The sequence below is a fragment of the Bacillus sp. DE0042 genome, from assembly GCF_007680225.1.
In the GTDB taxonomy this organism is placed as follows: Bacteria; Bacillota; Bacilli; order Bacillales; family Bacillaceae_G; genus Bacillus_A; species Bacillus_A wiedmannii.
The window spans coordinates 795,849-813,022 of the sequence record NZ_VEJP01000001.1 but is presented as its reverse complement, the minus strand read 5'-3'; the positions used below and the strand labels follow the sequence as shown (position 1 = coordinate 813,022).

Genomic DNA, 17,174 nt, shown 5'->3' with positions numbered 1-17,174 from the left:
TGAAAAATAGAGAAAGAATGAAAAAGGGGGAAAACAAATGAAAGTATGTATATTGGGAGCAACTGGTCGAGTAGGTTCAAATATAATAAAATTAGCATTAAAGGATGCAGCTGAAGTGACTGCATTAGCGCGTGATTTAAATAGAATAGAAATAAATCATGAAAGGTTACGAGTTATAGAAGGTAATGTATGGAATGAAAATGATATAAAGAAAGTGATAGAAGGAAGCGATATAGTAATTAGTGCACTTGGAACGGATCAAAATGGGACATTGGCAAAGAGTATGCCACATATTATAAAGAAAATGGAAGAAGTAGGGGTTCATAAGATCATTACAATAGGAACAGCTGGTATTTTACAAGCAAGAACAAATCTAAATTTATATCGTTTTCAATCAGCTGAATCAAAAAGGAAAATGACAACAGCAGCAGAAGATCATTTAGCTGCATATAAGATACTTAGTAGTAGTAATTTATGTTGGACGGTCGTTTGTCCGACGCATTTAATAGACGGTGATGTGACAGGAGTGTATCGAACTGAAAAAGATGTATTACCAGAAGGGGGAGCGAAAATAACAGTTGGTGATACAGCGCAATTTACGTGGAATCTGTGTAGTGAAAACAAATATAAGAATAGTCGAGTAGGTATTTCATATTAAAAAAACCATCCCGAAATTGGGATGATTAAAAGATGATATAACATACAAATATGAGAATCATAATGATTTGGAGAATAGCTTTCGCTACTGTACTGCTTAAAAAACCAACTACAGTAGCAACTCCTACTAGAAAGGCGTCTTTTGGCGCTTTTTTATGCATTAGTTCTGTAATAAATACCGATAAGAACGGTATGATAATTAAACCGAATGGTGGGAAGAAGAAAGATCCGACAATGATAGAAATCATACCGACACGCTCTCCCCATTTAGAACTCCCGTATTTCTTTAAGAAATATCCATTTGCAATAAAATCAGCAATGAAAATAAATAGTGTGAAAATGACTTGAATAATCCAAAAGGAAGTTGTTAGTTCTCCGCCATTTATACCAAAATGGTAAATTAAATATCCAGCCCAGACAGCAAGGATGCCTGGAATGATAGGATAAATAAAGGCGAGAAATGAAACAATGAAACAGGCAATGATACAGATTGTTAATAATACTGTCACTTTATAACTCCTTCTTCGTGTCTAATTTATGCACCGCAATTTTTTTCACTTGATGTCCATCAAGTTCTAGTGCTTTAAATTGAAAACCGGCAAATTCAATGGAATAACCAGCTTCAATATTTAAATCAACTGCTTGAGAGAGGAGCCAGCCTCCAATTGTATCTAAATCGCTATCATCAATATGCAGGCCAAACATATCATTTACTTCAGAAATGAGCACCTTCCCATCTAAAACAGTAAGCTTCGGCGTACGTTTTTCAATCATAGGTGATTCATCCGCATCAAACTCATCTTGAATTTCTCCAATGATTTCTTCAAGAATATCTTCCATTGTTAAAAGTCCAGCAGTACCACCATATTCATCCATAACGATTGCCATCTGAACGCGATTCTTTTGTAGATGTACTAATGTTTTGCGAATTGGAACAGTTTCAAATACAGTTAGTACTGGATGTATGTAAGATTCAAGTGGTTTATGAATGTTTTTCGTTTGATCGTGAAATATTTCTTTCGTATTGATCATACCGATAATATCATCTTTATCTTTTTCGATGATCGGATAGCGTGTATACTTTTCAGTTGCGACGATATCCATATTCTCTTCTAACGTATTTTCTGTAGATAAGCAAATCATTTCTGTACGAGGGACCATAATTTCTTTCGCGACCCGGTCGTCAAATTCAAAAATATTATTTACATATTTATATTCGGTTTGGTTTATTTCGCCGCTTTTGAAACTTTCACCTAAAATGAGTCGTAGTTCCTCTTCAGAATGGGCAAGTTCATTTTCTTTCGCAGGCTCTAAACCGAGTAGTTTTGTGAAAAAGATTGCCGTACTATTAAGTAGCCAAATGAATGGATACATAATTTTATCAAATAAAATAAGTGGTCGTGCAAACTTAAGTGTGATTGCTTCTGCTTTTTGAATGGCGAAAGACTTTGGAACTAATTCACCTAATACAACATGGAAAAATGTAATAACACTAAAAGCAATAATAAAGGATAAAGTATTCGCCATTGTTCCAGTAATATTAATCTTTTCAAAGAGCGGTCGTAGTAAATGTTCCACAGTCGGTTCACCGAGCCAACCAAGCCCTAAAGAAGTAATCGTAATCCCGAGCTGACAAGCTGATAAATAAACATCTAAATTAGATAGGACACTTCTTGCAGCTAAAGCTTGTTTATTGCCTTCATTTGCAAGTTGGTCAATGCGACTTTTTCGTACTTTTACAACAGCGAATTCTGATGCAACGAAAAAGCCGGAAATAAGGATGAGTACAAAGATGAGAAAAATATTTAATATGTCCAAGTGTGTTCTCTATTCCGTAGTTTGGAATAAAGATGTCACCTCCTGCGATTATGTTATACTTTTATAATAAATCCAAACGAAAAGAATAGTCAAAGAAAAAGGGTAAATATTGGTATGTTTCTGCAATTGTTTTTGAATTTGCTGTTATTTTGTCCGCTATACAAAAGGAATAACCCCCTACTTTCAGATTATAGAGGGTTATTTCAAATTAAGGTTTTGGAATACTTCTCGTTAAAGCGTATGATTGTTGTTTAACGTGATTTGTCGTCCATAGTGTTTGAAGGAAAGAGAGTATGCAATATGGGATATACAAAAGTAATAAGCTAATTGTAACAATAACAGGGGCATTTCCGCCGAATTGAACGATAAATTGCAATAGTCCGCTTGCATGAAAAACGCATTCCATAATAACGAATGAAAGAATAATGGAACCTAGAATAGATTTGTGATTCGAAGTAAGCGCTAAAAACAATGTATCTACAAGGAAAGAAGATTGTTTTATTTCATATTCATTTGTGTTACTTAAGAAAGGAACCCACTTTTTTATTGCTTGCATAACGATAATCATGGAAGTACTACAAACGATGATAAAAGATGAGTAGTAAGGAAGCTTTATCAATTTTGTGATGTATAGGAGTAGTAATAAGACTGAGCATTGTAATAATACAGTACAAAAAGAGTACGGTATCCATTTTAATAAAGAAGTGAACTTCTTAACCGATTGAGGTGCTTTAAAAAATAAATGGCCGATCCCTAAGCTGATAAAGAATCCGATTGCAAGAGTAAAGGTAAAACGAACAATCGATAAAAAATATATTTCCCATATGTAAGGGAATAACGGTGTTGAATGATTAGAAGTGTTAACCATTTGATTTGCTGAGAAAAAGATAGATTCGTGCATCCAATCAATCTTTGGAATTGTCATAGAAGAAAGTTGTGCGAAGTTATGAAAAATGCTTATAAAGCCAGTTATGTATGAGTATTTATGTGTAATGAATAATGCAGGAATAGGACTAATGATAAATATAATGAGAACACCAACGATAAATTTACATATATGTGAGCGCAATAAAGACATGTAATCACCTACTCTTAGAATATTCAGAAAATTCTTATTCTTATTTTAGCTTTTTTTGGCGTAAGTTACAATATATTTTTCTTAAAGAAATTTAGTATTGTAGGGGATATAAGTGAATGAAACGTGAATAAATTATGACAAGAAAATGAATAATTTTCAGAAAAGTAAAATAAATCATTTATTTTTTTCTGAAAATATAATATAGTTATGGCACAGAAAGTATTTTAACATAAGGAGGCTGTTTATGAGGATTAAAGGGAATTATGTGCCGAAAAGGGAAGTTTTATTTTGCTCAAGTTCAATTACGATAGGGGAAGCACTGGAGCATTTAAATAAAACTGGGTATCGTTGTGTACCAGTTTTAGATGAAAAAAAAGAGAAATATTTAGGGAATGTATACAAAGTAGATATTTTAGAATATAAAGGTTCGCTTGAAGAGAGTGTAGTACAATTATTAAACGATAAAGAAGGTTATGTTAGAGAAGATTCTTCGTTCTTTAAAGTGTTTTTTACAATAAAAAAATTACCTTATTTATCAGTAGTTGATGAAAATGGAGTCTTTCTTGGAATTTTAACGCATAAAAAGGTTTTCGAGTTATTAGAAGATGCTTGGGGCGTTCATTCTAGTAAATATTCTGTCATGATTGGGACACAAGATTATAATGGGGCCATTCAAAAATTATCGACAGTATTAAAAAAATATACAGGTATCCAAAGTTTAATGACTTTTGATAATGATGCCTTATTAGTTCGTAGAATTATGTTTACATTAGGAGAAGAGTTTAACGATGGTGAATTAGAGACGTTATTGAAAGATTTAGAAGATCATGGATTTAGAGTTGTGTATGTGGAAGAGATGAAAAATCCACGTGAAGTTGAAACGATAGAGTAACATACAAAAGCCATCTAATTATGTTGGATGGCTTTTACTATGTTACGTGTATAAAATTATTTGAAAATAACGATAGGATAAAAGTTGAGATTGTAACAATATTTGTGTGAAAGAATGAAAAATGTAGATAATTTTGATTTTCAAAAAAATCAATTTGAAAATATGTTTTTATTTTTCAACTAAATATGTTACTATATGTGTGATAAAAACAAAGAGGTCTGACAACTATACTCCACGCAATACCACTCTAATGAGTTAAAAATTCAAAAAAATCAAAAATTAATAGTTAGAGTAAGAATAAGGGGAATGGAGAAATTATGGAGAAAGACACTGCTTTGTAAGGGGCATATTTTATCATCTTGAGCAGAGAGGAGGATGCATAGCATATTGTGAAAATAGAGAAAAACAATGAAAAAGTGCTATGCAAATGAAAAGTATGAAGGGACGTTTAAGGCCAGGTGATACGGTAGCAATTGGTTTAATGTTATTTGCACTATTTTTAGGAGCAGGAAATTTAATTTTCCCACCAGTTTTAGGGCAACAAGCTGGAGAGAATGTTTGGATTGCTACAATTGGATTCCTAGTAACGGGAGTCGGATTACCCCTATTAGCTGTAACAGCTGTCGCGTTTGTAGAGGGGGACTTGAAAGCGCTATCTTCTAGAGTTCACCCTGTATTTGCGTTTATTTTCCCATTGATTAGTTATTTAGCGATTGGACCATTTTTCGCGATTCCGCGTACGGGAGCTGTTTCATTTGAAATGGGTATGAAGCCATTTCTATCAGAGGCATTGGTTTCAGAGTGGTACATGCTATTTCTTTTCACTATAATTTTCTTCGGAATAACGTGGTATTTATCATTAAATCCATCTAAATTAGTGGATTGGTTCGGGAAATTTCTTACACCATTGTTAGTATTGATTGTTGCTGTTATTGTCGGAAAGGCAATTATTGATCCGATTGGAGAACCAGCTGCACCGCTAGCGGCATACAAAGAAAATGCTTTCTTTGGTGGATTTATTCAAGGATATTTAACGATGGATGCAATTAGTGCACTTGTCTTTGGAATTGTCGTTGTACAAGTTATCCGCTCTAAAGGGATAAAAGAGAGTAGTGAAGTTGCAAAAATAACAGTAGTATCAGGTATTATTGCTGTACTTGGTTTAACGTTAATCTATTTATCACTTGCTTATCTTGGTTCAACGAGTACATCACTTGGTGTCTCGGAGAATGGTGGACTTATTTTAACGAATGTTGTAAATGAGTTATATGGAACAAGTGGTAAAATTTTATTAGGACTTGTTATTATACTTGCTTGTTTAACAACTTCTGTTGGATTAACATCAGCTTGTGCTGGTTTCTTTACAAACATATTCCCAAAACTTTCGCATAAAGCGATTGTAACGATGGTATGTGTGTTTAGTTTAATTGTATCTAACCTAGGTTTAACACAATTAATTGCAGTCACTTTACCAGTGTTAATGATCATTTATCCAGTTGCAATCGTATTAATTGTACTTTCTTACTTCCATAAATGGATAGGGAAGCGTAATACCATTTATATTGGGGCTATTTTAGGCGCATTGTTAATTAGTTTCTTTAACGGTTTAGAAAGTGCGAATATTAAAATTGACGCGATTTCTAACGTACTACAAATGTTACCATTATATAATGAAGGAATAGGATGGTTAATCCCATCATGTATTGGCGGGATCCTCGGTTTCTTCTTCTATAAATCAAATGAATCAAGTGAACTACAAAAGAAAGGTGCTTAGGCGCCTTTCTTTTTTTAAAAGGGAATTTTTGTGTTTTGTCTAAGTAATAATTGGGAGGAATGATAAAATGGCTAATTTTGAAGATTTTTTAACTTTGGATGTAAGAATTGGAACTGTAACACATGCAGAGGAATTTAAAAAAGCTAGAGTTCCAGCAATTAAACTAGAAATTGATTTTGGAGAGCTTGGAATTAAGCAGTCGAGTGCTCAAATTACGAAGAGATATACCCCAGAAGATTTAATCGGTCAGCAAATCGTTGCTGTTGTAAATTTTCCGCCAAAACGTGTAGCTGGATTTAAATCAGAAGTGCTTGTTCTTGGAGGAGTACCTGAAGATGGTGATGTCGTATTACTACAGCCTAATATGGAATTACCAAATGGAACGAAAATTAGTTAGTGTAAAGGCGGGGGAACATGGATATTGGACGAGAATATTTACAATGTGCGATTTCGAATTTTAAAGCAACAAAGAAACAAGGGGAACGGGTGCTTTCTCAATTATCATATGAACAAATCGAATGGTCTTCTCATGAAGCAACAAATAGTATAGCGGTTATTATAAAGCATCTGCATGGTAATATGCGTTCTAGATGGACGGACTTTTTAACGTCTGATGGTGAAAAAATAGATCGTAACCGAGATGCTGAATTTGAAGCTGGTTATTCTTCTAAGGAAGAGGTACTCAAATCATGGAATGAAGGATGGGAATATGTTTTGAAAACGATGCATGTGCTAACGCCAGAAGATTTATTACAGACGGTATATATTCGTGGTGAAGCACATACTGTCATGCAAGCAATAGAAAGACAAATTTCTCATTATGCTTTGCATATAGGACAAATTATTTACATCGGTAAAATGTTAAAAGAAAACGAGTGGGAATGTTTAAGTATTCCTAGAGGACAGTCTGCACGTTATGTAGAGAAAAAACGTTCAACATAACAATAGGAAAGAAACCGATATAAAATGGGAAATAAGAAAATCACCCAAATAATAGATGGTTCTGTAATCATAAGCATGCTACCAAAAATAAGTCCATATATAATAAGAAAGAAATTAAAAAGCGTATTTACGGGGATAAATCGTGAGATGAACACTTGCTGTCGCTTAAAGCAATCACTGTGAAATAAATAAAAGCGGAAGTACGATGTGGCAGTAATAAGATCTTTCTTTCGCGCAATTCTTTTTTTGCATGTATGACAGATGAATGGTGGTTGCATTTCATTACGCTCCATTTTTTATTTTCGTAATAATGTAAGACAAGATTAAGTGCAAGGTGTATATCCCTATATACGCTCCTGATATAAGAAAAAATGGATTTAGTAAAATTCCATGAATGCTTGTCATAAAAACTAAATCTTGTATTAAAACGTCATATATATTAATAGAAATAATTGTACCGAGTACATAAAGTGCTAAGTAAGCTGAAATATGTAAAGCAACACGGATTGTAGGATGCTTAGCAAGCCAATAAAAAATAAATGATAGTACAAAGGGTAATGTTCCAATTAGTAGCTTCAATTCATTTCACCTCATTAACAATATAGCCGGAATTTAGACGGTCTATTCTCTAGAGCTTGTACATAACTTGGAATAGAGAGGGTGATAGTATGAATCGAGGCTTTTTTTATGTGAAATTCACAAGTGTACGTAAGTTAATTTTACTTATTATTGCTACAGTACTTGCGACTTTTTTTCTTATTAGTATGATGGTAACTTCTATGAAAGAGACAAAGTCAACGTATTTATATAATTGGTTAAATGAGTTATCGATGAATGGTTACATGTACGTACTTGGGAAAGAGAATCATTATTTTACACAGGAGTATCGAAATTTAAATCAAGATTTTTCGATTTCTTCTTTTCTCTTTTCGATGGCTACGAATATTCGTTTTAATGATGTACGCAGTTTTGTCGGCAAAGAGCTACCTGGTTTTGGTAAGTACGATACAGAAATTGTAATTGCGGGTGAAGGGACAAATTATTCTAACTTACCGATAGAGTCGAGCGTTCCACTTGAAGAAGTGGTAAAAGAACGGACTGGTGAAGGTGGACAGGCTCAAAAGCCAGATACGAACAAAGAGAAAAAGCAACCGGCTCAAACGACAGGAAAAAGACAAGTTGCGTTTATTTATCATTCGCATAGCTGGGAATCTTATTTGCCGTTACTAAATTTAGCAAACGATCCAAATCCGAATAAAGCGACCAGTTCTGTCACGAATATTTCAATAGTCGGCGAACGATTTCGTGAACAATTAGAAAGTGAAGGGATTGGAGCTGCTAACGACAAGACTGATGTCGGCCAAAAGTTGATTAGTAAAGGGTTAAATAGTAATAGTTCTTACAAAATGTCGCGGGAAATTGTACAAGAAGCAATGACCGGCAATAAAGAACTGCAGTACTTCTTTGATTTACATCGTGATAGTGCTCGGAAGAATGTTACGACAAAAGCAATTGGAGATAAATCATATGCAAAGCTTGCTTTCGTAATAGGGAAAGGCAATAAAAATTATGAAAAGAACTTACAATTAGCAACGGCTTTACATGAGACGATTAGCAAGAAGTATCCAGGAGTGAGTCGTGGTGTCATTCAAAAAGGATTCCAAACAGGAAATGGTGTCTACAATCAAGACTTGTCAGGGCAAGCGATATTAATTGAAGTTGGTGGCGTAGATAATACGGAGGAAGAACTAAATCGATCGATTGATGCCCTTGCTAAAGCATTTGGTGAATATTTCTGGCAGGCAGAAAAGGTGAATGGATAAAATGAAACATAAATTTGTGGGAGAGTCTGAAAAAACGTGAGTGTAATGCTTGCGTTTTTTGTCATGATGAGACGTCACAGAATAGACATAATTTGTCGTTGTTATATTAATATCGAAATTTGTCAAATTATACTGGGAGATTTACAAAGGGATTTTCGGGAAAGTAGAGAAAATCTTTTTACAAGGAAAACTTTTTATTATAAAACTGGTAGGGTGATAGAAGTGATTAGGGAGATCAAAATAGAAGATGCAGCACCATTTTTGCAATTAAGTAAGCAACTAGATGAAGAAACGAAATTTATGCTATATGAACCAGGAGAAAGAAAATTTACAACCGAGCAACAAGAACAAATGATTCATCGCTTTATAGAAAATGAATATGCAACAATATTCGTAGCAGTTGAAGAAGAAAGTATAGTAGGGTTTATTTTAGTGAATGGAAATAATATTCAAAGAAAGAGACATGTAGCAAGTATTGTAATTGGTATTTTGCAAGAGTATAGCGGGCGAGGTATCGGGACGAGATTGTTTAAAGATGCTGAGAAGTGGGCAAGATTACATGATGTATGGCGTTTAGAATTAACGGTAATGGCCCACAATACAAGAGCTCAGGCACTATATAAAAAAGCTGGATTTGAGAAAGAAGGTGTCAAAAGAGCTGCTCTTATTATCGATGGAGAGAACATCGATGAGTATGAAATGGCCAAATTATTAAAATAAGAGGTCGTTATATGAAAAAAAGATGGACACTACTTGGTATCGTAGCGATGATACTCATTGTTGGAGTAGCAGGAATCAATTATAAAATGTATAAGGATAAGCAGGCGCGCGAGGTAAATGTAAATAACATATTTCCGAAAGCGAAAGAAACGATTGCGAATATGGATGGTGATATTGCGGTCATTAGTAATCCGAATTCGATACTTGTGCTTGTGAATAAAAGTAGGCGTTTGCCAGATGGGTATAGACCGCCAGATTTAGTTATTCCGAAAGTACGTTACTCAAGTGAAGGTGATCAAGAAAAGAAAAAAATGAGGAAAGAGGCAGCAGGGGCACTTGAGGAAATGTTTCAGCAAGCTGATAAGGAGCGTATTTTCCTTTTTGCAGTCTCTGGATTTAGATCTTTTGATCGACAAAAAGCATTAAATACGATGTATAAAAAACAAGATGGAGAAGCAAAAACAGCAATGTCGAGTGCAGTTCCTGGAACGAGTGAACATCAAACTGGACTAGCTATGGATATTACATCGCAATCTGCTAAGTTTCAGTTAGAGACAATTTTTGGTGAAACGAAAGAAGGGCAGTGGCTTTCTGAAAATGCCCATAAATTTGGTTTTGTCATTCGATATACAAAAGAGAAAGAATCGCTTACGGGCTATCGATTTGAACCATGGCACGTGAGGTATGTGGGAAATCCACAAGCTACATATTTATATGAAAATCAACTGACACTTGAAGAAGTAACAGAGTGAACAATTGAGGGGAGAGAAGGGTTATGACGGTGTTATATAAGAAAAAGGTACACGTGTATGTAACAAGAGAAAAAGAAGGAGTTATGCAACTGCTTGTTTTTAAACATCGTGATATACCTGAAGCTGGTATACAAGTACCAGGGGGAACAGTTGACGAAGGGGAAACGTTAGAAACAGCAGTGTTACGTGAAGTACAAGAAGAGTCTGGATTACGTCATTTATGCATAGAACGATTCCTAGCCGACTACATCATACATGTAAAGGAGAAAAAGGAATATCAAAAACGCCATTTTTTCCACGTAACGTTACCAACAGATGTAAAGGATAATTGGGAACATACTGTAAGTGCCGGTGAGGAAGATGAAGGTTTAGTATTTTGCTACGAATGGATTGATATTGCAAAATGCCCTGCATTAGCTGGGAAACAAGGTGAGTTTTTACATTTGTTAGATGAAGTATATGTAAAGTAATAAAAGGGTCTGAAGCGGAAGTTCATTCGTTTCAGACTTTTTTTATTTTTCAGGAAATAAAAGGTTTTTATATTGGTAAGTTGAATTCTTTTAAAGGGATTGTAATTGTATATGTGAGGAGTGGAGAAAATGAAAAACTAATAGGTACATGTAATCAATAAAAGGCTTTATAGAAGGAGAATGATGATGGAGGTTCAGTTCAATACACTGTTACAAAAAGAATTAACAATTCATGATATACAAAAAGCAATGGCAGCTGGGCAATTAACTTCAAAAGAATTAGTTATGTATTACCTTCATAGAATCGCAAAGTATGATCAAGACGGACCAAAAATCAATTCTATTTTAGAAATCAACCCAGACGCTATCTTTATTGCAGAAGCGCTAGATCATGAAAGAAAAACAAAAGGTGTAAGAGGTCCACTACACGGTATACCTGTTTTACTTAAAGACAATATTGAAACGAACGACTCTATGCATACAAGTGCAGGTACGATTGCTCTAGAACAAAATATAAGTATTGAAGATGCATTTCTCGTAACAAAGCTGCGAGAAGCAGGAGCAGTGATAATAGGAAAAACAAATATGACAGAATTAGCAAATGGAATGTCTTTTGATATGTGGGCTGGATATAGTGCAAGAGGTGGACAAACAATAAACCCTTATGGTACAGGTGAGGATGATATGTTTGTTGGAGGCTCAAGTACAGGATCTGCGATAGCAGTTGCTGCTAATTTTACAGTAGTATCTGTTGGAACGGAAACAGATGGTTCTATATTGAGTCCAGCTGTTCAAAACTCTGTAGTCGGTATTAAACCGACTGTTGGTCTAATTAGTCGTAGGGGAATTATTCCGCTTACTTATTCACAGGATACAGCGGGACCATTTGCTAGAACGGTAACAGATGCTTCTATTTTGCTAGGGAGTTTAACTGGGGTAGATGAGAAGGATGTAGCTACTCATAAAAGTGAAGGTATGGCAGAGCAGGATTATACAAAATATCTTGATGTTAATGGCTTAAATGGCGCAAAGATTGGTGTATTTAGCAATGCACCTAAAGATTATTATGAAACTGGTGAGTATGATGAAAAATTGTTTAAGGAAACGATTGAAGTGTTGCGTAGTGGGGGTGCGACAGTAGTAGAGGATATTAATATTCCGTCTTTTCATAGAGAATGGAGCTGGGGTGTATCGCTCTATGAATTAAAGCATAGTTTAGATAACTATCTTTCAAAATTACCTTCTACTATTCCAGTGCATTCTATTTCAGAGTTAATGGAGTTTAATGAAAATATAGCAGAAAGAGCTTTGAAATATGGACAAACTAAGTTGGAGAGAAGAAAAGATGTTCCTAATACGTTAAGAAATCCAGAATATTTAAATGCAAGATTAGAAGATATATATTTTTCTCAAGAACAAGGCATTGATTTTGCACTGGAAAAATACAATCTTGATGCGATTCTGTTCCCTTCTTATATAGGCTCCACTATATGTGCGAAAGCAGGTTATCCGTCTATAGCAATACCGGCGGGATATATGGATAACGGGAGACCGTTTGGAATTACTCTTGCAAGCACTGCTTTTTCTGAGGGGACCTTGATTAAACTAGCATACGCTTTTGAACAAGCGACAAAGCATCGGAAAATCCCTAACTTATCATGAATAAAATAAATAGGACAGGAATTCCTGTCCTATTTATTTTGTTAATTAAAGTGAAATATCTTTTTGCTCTGTTTTATCATATTTTAATAAGTTAAATGATAAACAAACAGAGCACAATATAAGGAAAGAAGCGAGAATATAAATAGTACGAACACCGAACAGGTCGGTAATAATTCCAACGCTAAGCATAGAAAGACCAGAAGCTGTCGAGAGGATTGCACCATGAGCTGTATACATTTTTGATAATAAAGTAGGGGCTACACTAGATTGTAGTACTGTCGTTTGAGAAATATCTCTAATTTGATAACATGGCCCCATTAGAACGCATAGAAAAAGCGCAATAAACCCGCTACTTGTCATACCATATAAAAATGTAAGAATACTAAACATAAGAGAGCCTATCGCCATGGAGCGTATTAAATTGTTTTGAATGTATGTACTCATTTTCCATGCTAATATCCCGCCAATTAACGTCCCTACATAATAACTTGTATTAATATATCCCCACCATTCTTCTCCTTTATGAAGAACAGTCGTTACATAAGCCATTGTAATAGCACCGATCCATATTGTCCCTGCGAAAGTTTCAATTAAGTCCATACATGTAACGATACGGAGAGAAGGGTATTGAAATAAGAGTTTCCAACCTTCCAATAAAGCAGCGCCTTTTGAAGAAGAAGGCTCTATTACTCGTTCAGTATGTAGGGAACGTAATGAAAGGTGTAGTGCAACACATCCAAAAATCATCAAAATGTTATTCATCATGAGTGTAGAAGTAGCACCGATATGAAGAACGATGACACTTGTAAATGAATAAGCAGCGGCTTGCGCAATTTGTGTGGAAAAGGAAAAAATACTATTTACTTTTACTAATTGTTCTTTTCGTGTAAGGCGAGGAAGGATACCGTATAATAATGGCGCGCTCCAACCGCTACATAATGAAATGAAAAAAATGAAAATGAATAGTGCTACAATATTTGTGGACAGGGATGGGAATAATATCATTAATAAAAATAATAGAGCAGTTTTTGTCCATTGTAGTGTGAAAAGTAATGAATAAGATGAAAAACGATTCATTATAAGTGGTGCAGATGTATTTGCTATAAGATTAGTTATGACTTGTACTAATGGAAAAAGAGCGGTTAATGTAGCTGATTTCGTTGTGATATACATATGAGTTGTAATAATCATGATGTATACGATGTCAGCGAGAGTAATGCATATTTTAGAGCCTAAATAGTAAATTAGTGAACGGTTTTGCAACAAGCACACCACCTTCCTAAAAAATAATATTTTAGTAGTTAAAATAATTATAAATTGAAAATTAAATTTTCGAAAGAATTTCATTTTTTTGTCGCTTTTTGAAAGGGATTTTCATGTATAATGAAGAATATATTAATATAGTATTTTATTAATACTTTTTATAACAGTGAATATGTACAATAGCTTGTAGTAAATGCCCTGGTATAAGAAAGGGCGGATAAACCATTCTTTTCTTCATATACATATAGAAAATGAGAAAGAAAGTGAGGGTTGCATATGGCTGCTTGGGTGATTTGGTTTATAATAGCTGGTATTTTATTTATTGCGGAAATGTTGTCGATTACGTTTTATATGCTTTGGCTTGGAATTGGAGCTGTTGTCGGAGGTCTAATTGCTTTGTTTGCTCCTGAAGCACTACTGTTACAAGTTGTTGCTGGTGCAATTGTAAGTTTAACATTGACTTTCTTTACGAAAAGAATTTCAAAAAACTTTCGAGAAGCAAAAGGTTTTACTGATACAGTAGATATGCTTGTCGGTAAAAAAGGCATTGTTATGCAAGCGATTACAAAAGAAGCGAATGGTATTGTGAAGGTGGATGGAGATATTTGGACAGCTATTGCAGATGATCCAATTGATGCTGGAGAAAAAGTTATTGTTATAAAGAGGCATAGTACTATATTACAAGTAAAAAAGGAGAGTGAATAAATATGGCAGTAGCATTAACATTAACGATTATTTTCGCACTAATTGTTGTTACATTTATCGCATTAACAATTAAAATTATTCCACAGCAAAAAGTTGGAGTCGTTGAAAGATTTGGTAAGTTTCAGCGTATTATGGAGCCGGGATTAAATTTATTAATACCAATTGTAGACCGCGTTCGTGTATATCATGACTTACGTATTCAACAAACGAATGTACCACCGCAGAAGGTAATTACGAAAGATAATGTACAAGTAGAGATTGATACAATTATTTTCTATCAAATTGTAGAACCAGAACTTGCGACATATGGTATTTCGAACTATGAATATGGTGTTCGTAATATTACTTCTGCAACGATGCGCCAAATTATCGGTAAAATGGAACTGGATGAAACGCTATCTGGTCGTGAAAAAATTTCAACAGAAATTCGCTTAGCACTTGATGAAGCAACAGAAAAATGGGGCGTTCGCATTGAGCGTGTTGAAGTTGTTGATATTAATCCGCCAAAAGATGTGCAAGCATCGATGGAAAAACAAATGAAAGCAGAACGTAATAAACGTGCGATTATTTTAGAAGCTGAAGCTGCAAAACAAGATAAAGTTCTTCGTGCTGAAGGTGAAAAGCAAAGTAAAATCTTAATGGCTGAAGGTGATAAAGAAGCACGTATTCGAGAAGCTGAAGGTATAAAGGAAGCAAAAGAACTAGAAGCGCAAGGGGAAGCAAGAGCGATTGAGGAAATTGCAAAAGCAGAACAAAATCGAATTGAATTACTTCGTGCAGCAGATTTAGATGAACGCGTACTTGCTTATAAATCATTTGAATCATTGATTGAGGTTGCAAAAGGTCCAGCAAATAAAGTCTTTATTCCGTCTAATGCAATTGAAACACTTGGTACTCTCGGGGCAATTGGAGAAATCTTTAAAGAAAAACAAGCGAAGAAATTGCCTTCTTCAGATACACCAAAAGAACAATAAGAGTGAAAAAGAGAAATGGGATGCCATTTCTCTTTTTATTTTTGAGTAGGATAAAAAATATTAGTCCTTTGCCATTATGGATAGGGCTTTTTTGTTTGTCACTTTTCAAAGAATTATAAGTTTAGAGTGTTTGGAATTGTTAAGTGGAATAACACGTTTACTAGACGGTTAAAAAACTGTCAAAGTAATATATTTTTGTTAAAGAAAATTTAAAATATGATATAATGGAATTTTGTGGATATTAAACAAGGGAGTGGGAAACAAGTGCAAATATTATTAATACGTCACGGTGAATCCGAAGCAGATATTTTACATGTACATGAAGGACGAGCTGACTTTGAATTAACAGAAAAGGGAAGACAGCAAGTGCAAAGGCTTGTACAGAAAGTGAAAGCAGATTTTCCACCAGATTTCATTTGGGCAAGTACATTAAAGCGTGCTCGTGAAACTGGTGAAACGTTAGCTGAAGGAATTGGATGCCCAATTCAACTAGAAGAGGAATTAATGGAGTTTAATAACGGAGTGCAAGCAGGCTTATCTTTTGAAGAAGCAAAGAAATATCCAGAGCCAAAGTTTCTTCATGACCGTTTTGAAAATGGGGAATCATTTATTGAATTTAGAATGAGAATAGAAGGAATCTTTTCTAAAATCGTGACGGAGAATACTTATGAACGGATAGCAATCGTTGCACACGGTGGTGTAATAAATAGTCTATTACGTGCGTTTTTCAAAATGCCCATTTCAATGGACTATTATTTTAAAATGGGAGATACGGGAATAAGCTTAATTGAAATTGATGGCGAACAAAAAACGGTGCATTTCATTAATGATACGAATCATTTGGACGGGATGTAAAGACCCGTGTACAAAGTAGTGTTTTTTGATGTTGACGGTACGCTTTTAAGTGAGATTGATAGAAGTATGCACGAAAGTACAAAAGAAGCGATACAAAGATTAATAGATAAAGGAATTCACGTAGTTGTTACAACAGGGAGACCATATAGCTTATGTTCGCAATTTAAAGAGCTGGGCATACATACAATTATTTCTGCAAATGGTGCACATATTAAGTGTGAGGAATCAGTTATACATAAATCAGTACTTTCCAGTGAAATCGTTCATGATATCTCAGAGTTTGCAGAATTACATGGTCACGGCGTTTCTTATTTTACTGAGGGTTTTACAATGAACGGAATAGCCTCAGATAATGAGCGTGTAATGCAAGCACTTAGCGAGACGTTAAATTTAGGGGAGTACCCTGAAAAAAGCAAGGATTTGTCTGAAGAGATCTATTGTTTATGTCTGTATGCGGATGAAATAGAATCTCAAAAATTTATTGAAAAATACCCAATGCTTACATTCGACCGTTTTCATGGTTATGTCATAAATGTATTGGAAGATAATAAAGTATCGAAGCTCACCGCAATTCAAAAAGTATTGGATCACTTAAACATTTGTAAATCAGAAGCAATTGCTTTTGGTGATGGTGGAAACGATATTGAGATGTTGCAATATGTAGGATTAGGAATTGCGATGGGGAATGGCGGAGAAGTACTAAAAACAAAAGCTGATTTCGTTACAAAGAAGGCAAGTGAAGGTGGTATTTCCTTTGCCTTAAAGGAGTTTCGTATTATTTAAAGATAA

At 34.6% G+C, this 17,174-nt stretch carries 20 protein-coding genes; 14 read left to right on the top strand and 6 right to left on the bottom strand.

Annotated elements, in window-relative coordinates:
* The first annotated feature begins 37 nt into the window (after positions 1-37).
* Positions 38-658, top strand: a complete 621-nt coding sequence (locus FS802_RS03885) for an NAD(P)-dependent oxidoreductase (RefSeq protein ID WP_000861615.1) — start codon at positions 38-40, stop codon at positions 656-658.
* A gap of 25 nt (positions 659-683) precedes the next feature.
* Here the strand turns inward: FS802_RS03885 and FS802_RS03880 are convergent, their stop codons facing one another.
* The 3 genes from FS802_RS03880 to FS802_RS03870 all read right to left on the bottom strand — a co-directional run bounded on the left by FS802_RS03880 (position 684) and on the right by FS802_RS03870 (position 3,553).
* Positions 684-1,166 (bottom strand): DUF456 domain-containing protein, encoded by a 483-nt coding sequence (locus FS802_RS03880; protein WP_000217333.1) that lies wholly within the window; start codon positions 1,164-1,166, stop codon positions 684-686.
* A gap of 1 nt (position 1,167) precedes the next feature.
* Positions 1,168-2,475, bottom strand: a complete 1,308-nt coding sequence (locus FS802_RS03875; RefSeq protein ID WP_000353741.1) for a hemolysin family protein — start codon at positions 2,473-2,475, stop codon at positions 1,168-1,170.
* 208 nt (positions 2,476-2,683) lie between these two features.
* On the bottom strand, positions 2,684-3,553 hold the full coding sequence (locus FS802_RS03870) for a hypothetical protein (RefSeq protein ID WP_000055288.1): 870 nt from the start codon (positions 3,551-3,553) through the stop codon (positions 2,684-2,686).
* Between the two features lie 244 nt (positions 3,554-3,797).
* Between FS802_RS03870 and cbpA the strand changes: the two genes are divergently transcribed.
* The 4 genes from cbpA (at position 3,798) to FS802_RS03850 (ending at position 7,161) form a co-directional block, all read left to right on the top strand.
* A complete protein-coding gene (gene cbpA, locus FS802_RS03865; protein WP_001220512.1) occupies positions 3,798-4,445 on the top strand; it encodes a cyclic di-AMP binding protein CbpA in 648 nt (215 codons plus the stop codon).
* A gap of 436 nt (positions 4,446-4,881) precedes the next feature.
* The gene (brnQ4, locus tag FS802_RS03860; protein WP_404487249.1) at positions 4,882-6,219 is read left to right on the top strand and encodes a branched-chain amino acid transport system II carrier protein BrnQ4; all 1,338 of its coding nucleotides are present in this window, start codon (positions 4,882-4,884) and stop codon (positions 6,217-6,219) included.
* A gap of 67 nt (positions 6,220-6,286) precedes the next feature.
* The gene (csaA, locus tag FS802_RS03855) at positions 6,287-6,616 is read left to right on the top strand and encodes a chaperone CsaA (protein ID WP_001263043.1); all 330 of its coding nucleotides are present in this window, start codon (positions 6,287-6,289) and stop codon (positions 6,614-6,616) included.
* Between the two features lie 17 nt (positions 6,617-6,633).
* Entirely contained in the window at positions 6,634-7,161 is a 528-nt protein-coding gene (locus tag FS802_RS03850) for a DUF1572 domain-containing protein (protein WP_000351101.1), read from the top strand.
* On the opposite strand, the gene FS802_RS03845 is transcribed toward FS802_RS03850, so the two are convergent.
* Together FS802_RS03845 and FS802_RS03840 are read right to left on the bottom strand one after the other, a co-directional pair.
* A complete protein-coding gene (locus FS802_RS03845) occupies positions 7,134-7,439 on the bottom strand; it encodes a permease (protein ID WP_116480642.1) in 306 nt (101 codons plus the stop codon). The genes FS802_RS03850 and FS802_RS03845 overlap by 28 nt on opposite strands.
* 4 nt (positions 7,440-7,443) lie before the next feature.
* The gene (locus FS802_RS03840; protein WP_000770742.1) at positions 7,444-7,740 is read right to left on the bottom strand and encodes a hypothetical protein; all 297 of its coding nucleotides are present in this window, start codon (positions 7,738-7,740) and stop codon (positions 7,444-7,446) included.
* Positions 7,741-7,829: 89 nt separating this feature from the next.
* Here FS802_RS03840 and spoIIP point away from each other — a divergent pair, with 89 nt between their 5' ends.
* The 5 genes from spoIIP (at position 7,830) to FS802_RS03815 (ending at position 12,588) form a co-directional block, all read left to right on the top strand.
* Positions 7,830-8,984 carry a stage II sporulation protein SpoIIP gene (spoIIP, locus tag FS802_RS03835; RefSeq protein ID WP_001079285.1) on the top strand — a complete coding sequence of 385 codons (1,155 nt, stop codon included), beginning with the start codon at positions 7,830-7,832 and terminating at the stop codon, positions 8,982-8,984.
* Between the two features lie 222 nt (positions 8,985-9,206).
* Positions 9,207-9,704, top strand: coding sequence for a GNAT family N-acetyltransferase (locus FS802_RS03830; RefSeq protein ID WP_117616456.1), 498 nt, complete (start codon positions 9,207-9,209; stop codon positions 9,702-9,704).
* 11 nt (positions 9,705-9,715) lie between these two features.
* Positions 9,716-10,456, top strand: a complete 741-nt coding sequence (locus FS802_RS03825; RefSeq protein WP_000747719.1) for a M15 family metallopeptidase — start codon at positions 9,716-9,718, stop codon at positions 10,454-10,456.
* A gap of 23 nt (positions 10,457-10,479) precedes the next feature.
* Positions 10,480-10,926 (top strand): NUDIX hydrolase, encoded by a 447-nt coding sequence (locus tag FS802_RS03820; protein ID WP_000217590.1) that lies wholly within the window; start codon positions 10,480-10,482, stop codon positions 10,924-10,926.
* A gap of 186 nt (positions 10,927-11,112) precedes the next feature.
* A complete protein-coding gene (locus tag FS802_RS03815) occupies positions 11,113-12,588 on the top strand; it encodes an amidase family protein (protein WP_000453672.1) in 1,476 nt (491 codons plus the stop codon).
* 45 nt (positions 12,589-12,633) lie between these two features.
* On the opposite strand, the gene FS802_RS03810 is transcribed toward FS802_RS03815, so the two are convergent.
* Complete coding sequence (locus tag FS802_RS03810; protein ID WP_001181388.1) at positions 12,634-13,851, bottom strand: MFS transporter; 1,218 nt, start codon at positions 13,849-13,851, stop codon at positions 12,634-12,636.
* 276 nt (positions 13,852-14,127) lie between these two features.
* On the opposite strand from FS802_RS03810, the gene FS802_RS03805 reads away from it, so the two are divergent.
* From FS802_RS03805 to FS802_RS03790, 4 genes are all read left to right on the top strand, one after another.
* A complete protein-coding gene (locus FS802_RS03805; RefSeq protein WP_000741980.1) occupies positions 14,128-14,556 on the top strand; it encodes an NfeD family protein in 429 nt (142 codons plus the stop codon).
* 2 nt (positions 14,557-14,558) lie between these two features.
* A complete protein-coding gene (locus tag FS802_RS03800) occupies positions 14,559-15,530 on the top strand; it encodes an SPFH domain-containing protein (protein WP_000257391.1) in 972 nt (323 codons plus the stop codon).
* Between the two features lie 264 nt (positions 15,531-15,794).
* Positions 15,795-16,385 carry a histidine phosphatase family protein gene (locus tag FS802_RS03795; RefSeq protein WP_001166451.1) on the top strand — a complete coding sequence of 197 codons (591 nt, stop codon included), beginning with the start codon at positions 15,795-15,797 and terminating at the stop codon, positions 16,383-16,385.
* A gap of 6 nt (positions 16,386-16,391) precedes the next feature.
* Complete coding sequence (locus tag FS802_RS03790) at positions 16,392-17,168, top strand: Cof-type HAD-IIB family hydrolase (RefSeq protein WP_098653754.1); 777 nt, start codon at positions 16,392-16,394, stop codon at positions 17,166-17,168.
* Positions 17,169-17,174 lie beyond the last annotated feature (6 nt).

Coding starts and splice junctions, on each gene's coding strand:
- FS802_RS03885 (WP_000861615.1), top strand. CDS start 38: ATGAAAGTATGTATATTGGGAGCAACTGGTCGAGTAGGTTCAAATATA.
- FS802_RS03870 (WP_000055288.1), bottom strand. CDS start 3,553: ATGTCTTTATTGCGCTCACATATATGTAAATTTATCGTTGGTGTTCTC.
- cbpA (WP_001220512.1), top strand. CDS start 3,798: ATGAGGATTAAAGGGAATTATGTGCCGAAAAGGGAAGTTTTATTTTGC.
- brnQ4 (WP_404487249.1), top strand. CDS start 4,882: ATGAAGGGACGTTTAAGGCCAGGTGATACGGTAGCAATTGGTTTAATG.
- csaA (WP_001263043.1), top strand. CDS start 6,287: ATGGCTAATTTTGAAGATTTTTTAACTTTGGATGTAAGAATTGGAACT.
- FS802_RS03850 (WP_000351101.1), top strand. CDS start 6,634: ATGGATATTGGACGAGAATATTTACAATGTGCGATTTCGAATTTTAAA.
- FS802_RS03845 (WP_116480642.1), bottom strand. CDS start 7,439: ATGCAACCACCATTCATCTGTCATACATGCAAAAAAAGAATTGCGCGA.
- spoIIP (WP_001079285.1), top strand. CDS start 7,830: ATGAATCGAGGCTTTTTTTATGTGAAATTCACAAGTGTACGTAAGTTA.
- FS802_RS03825 (WP_000747719.1), top strand. CDS start 9,716: ATGAAAAAAAGATGGACACTACTTGGTATCGTAGCGATGATACTCATT.
- FS802_RS03820 (WP_000217590.1), top strand. CDS start 10,480: ATGACGGTGTTATATAAGAAAAAGGTACACGTGTATGTAACAAGAGAA.
- FS802_RS03815 (WP_000453672.1), top strand. CDS start 11,113: ATGGAGGTTCAGTTCAATACACTGTTACAAAAAGAATTAACAATTCAT.
- FS802_RS03805 (WP_000741980.1), top strand. CDS start 14,128: ATGGCTGCTTGGGTGATTTGGTTTATAATAGCTGGTATTTTATTTATT.
- FS802_RS03800 (WP_000257391.1), top strand. CDS start 14,559: ATGGCAGTAGCATTAACATTAACGATTATTTTCGCACTAATTGTTGTT.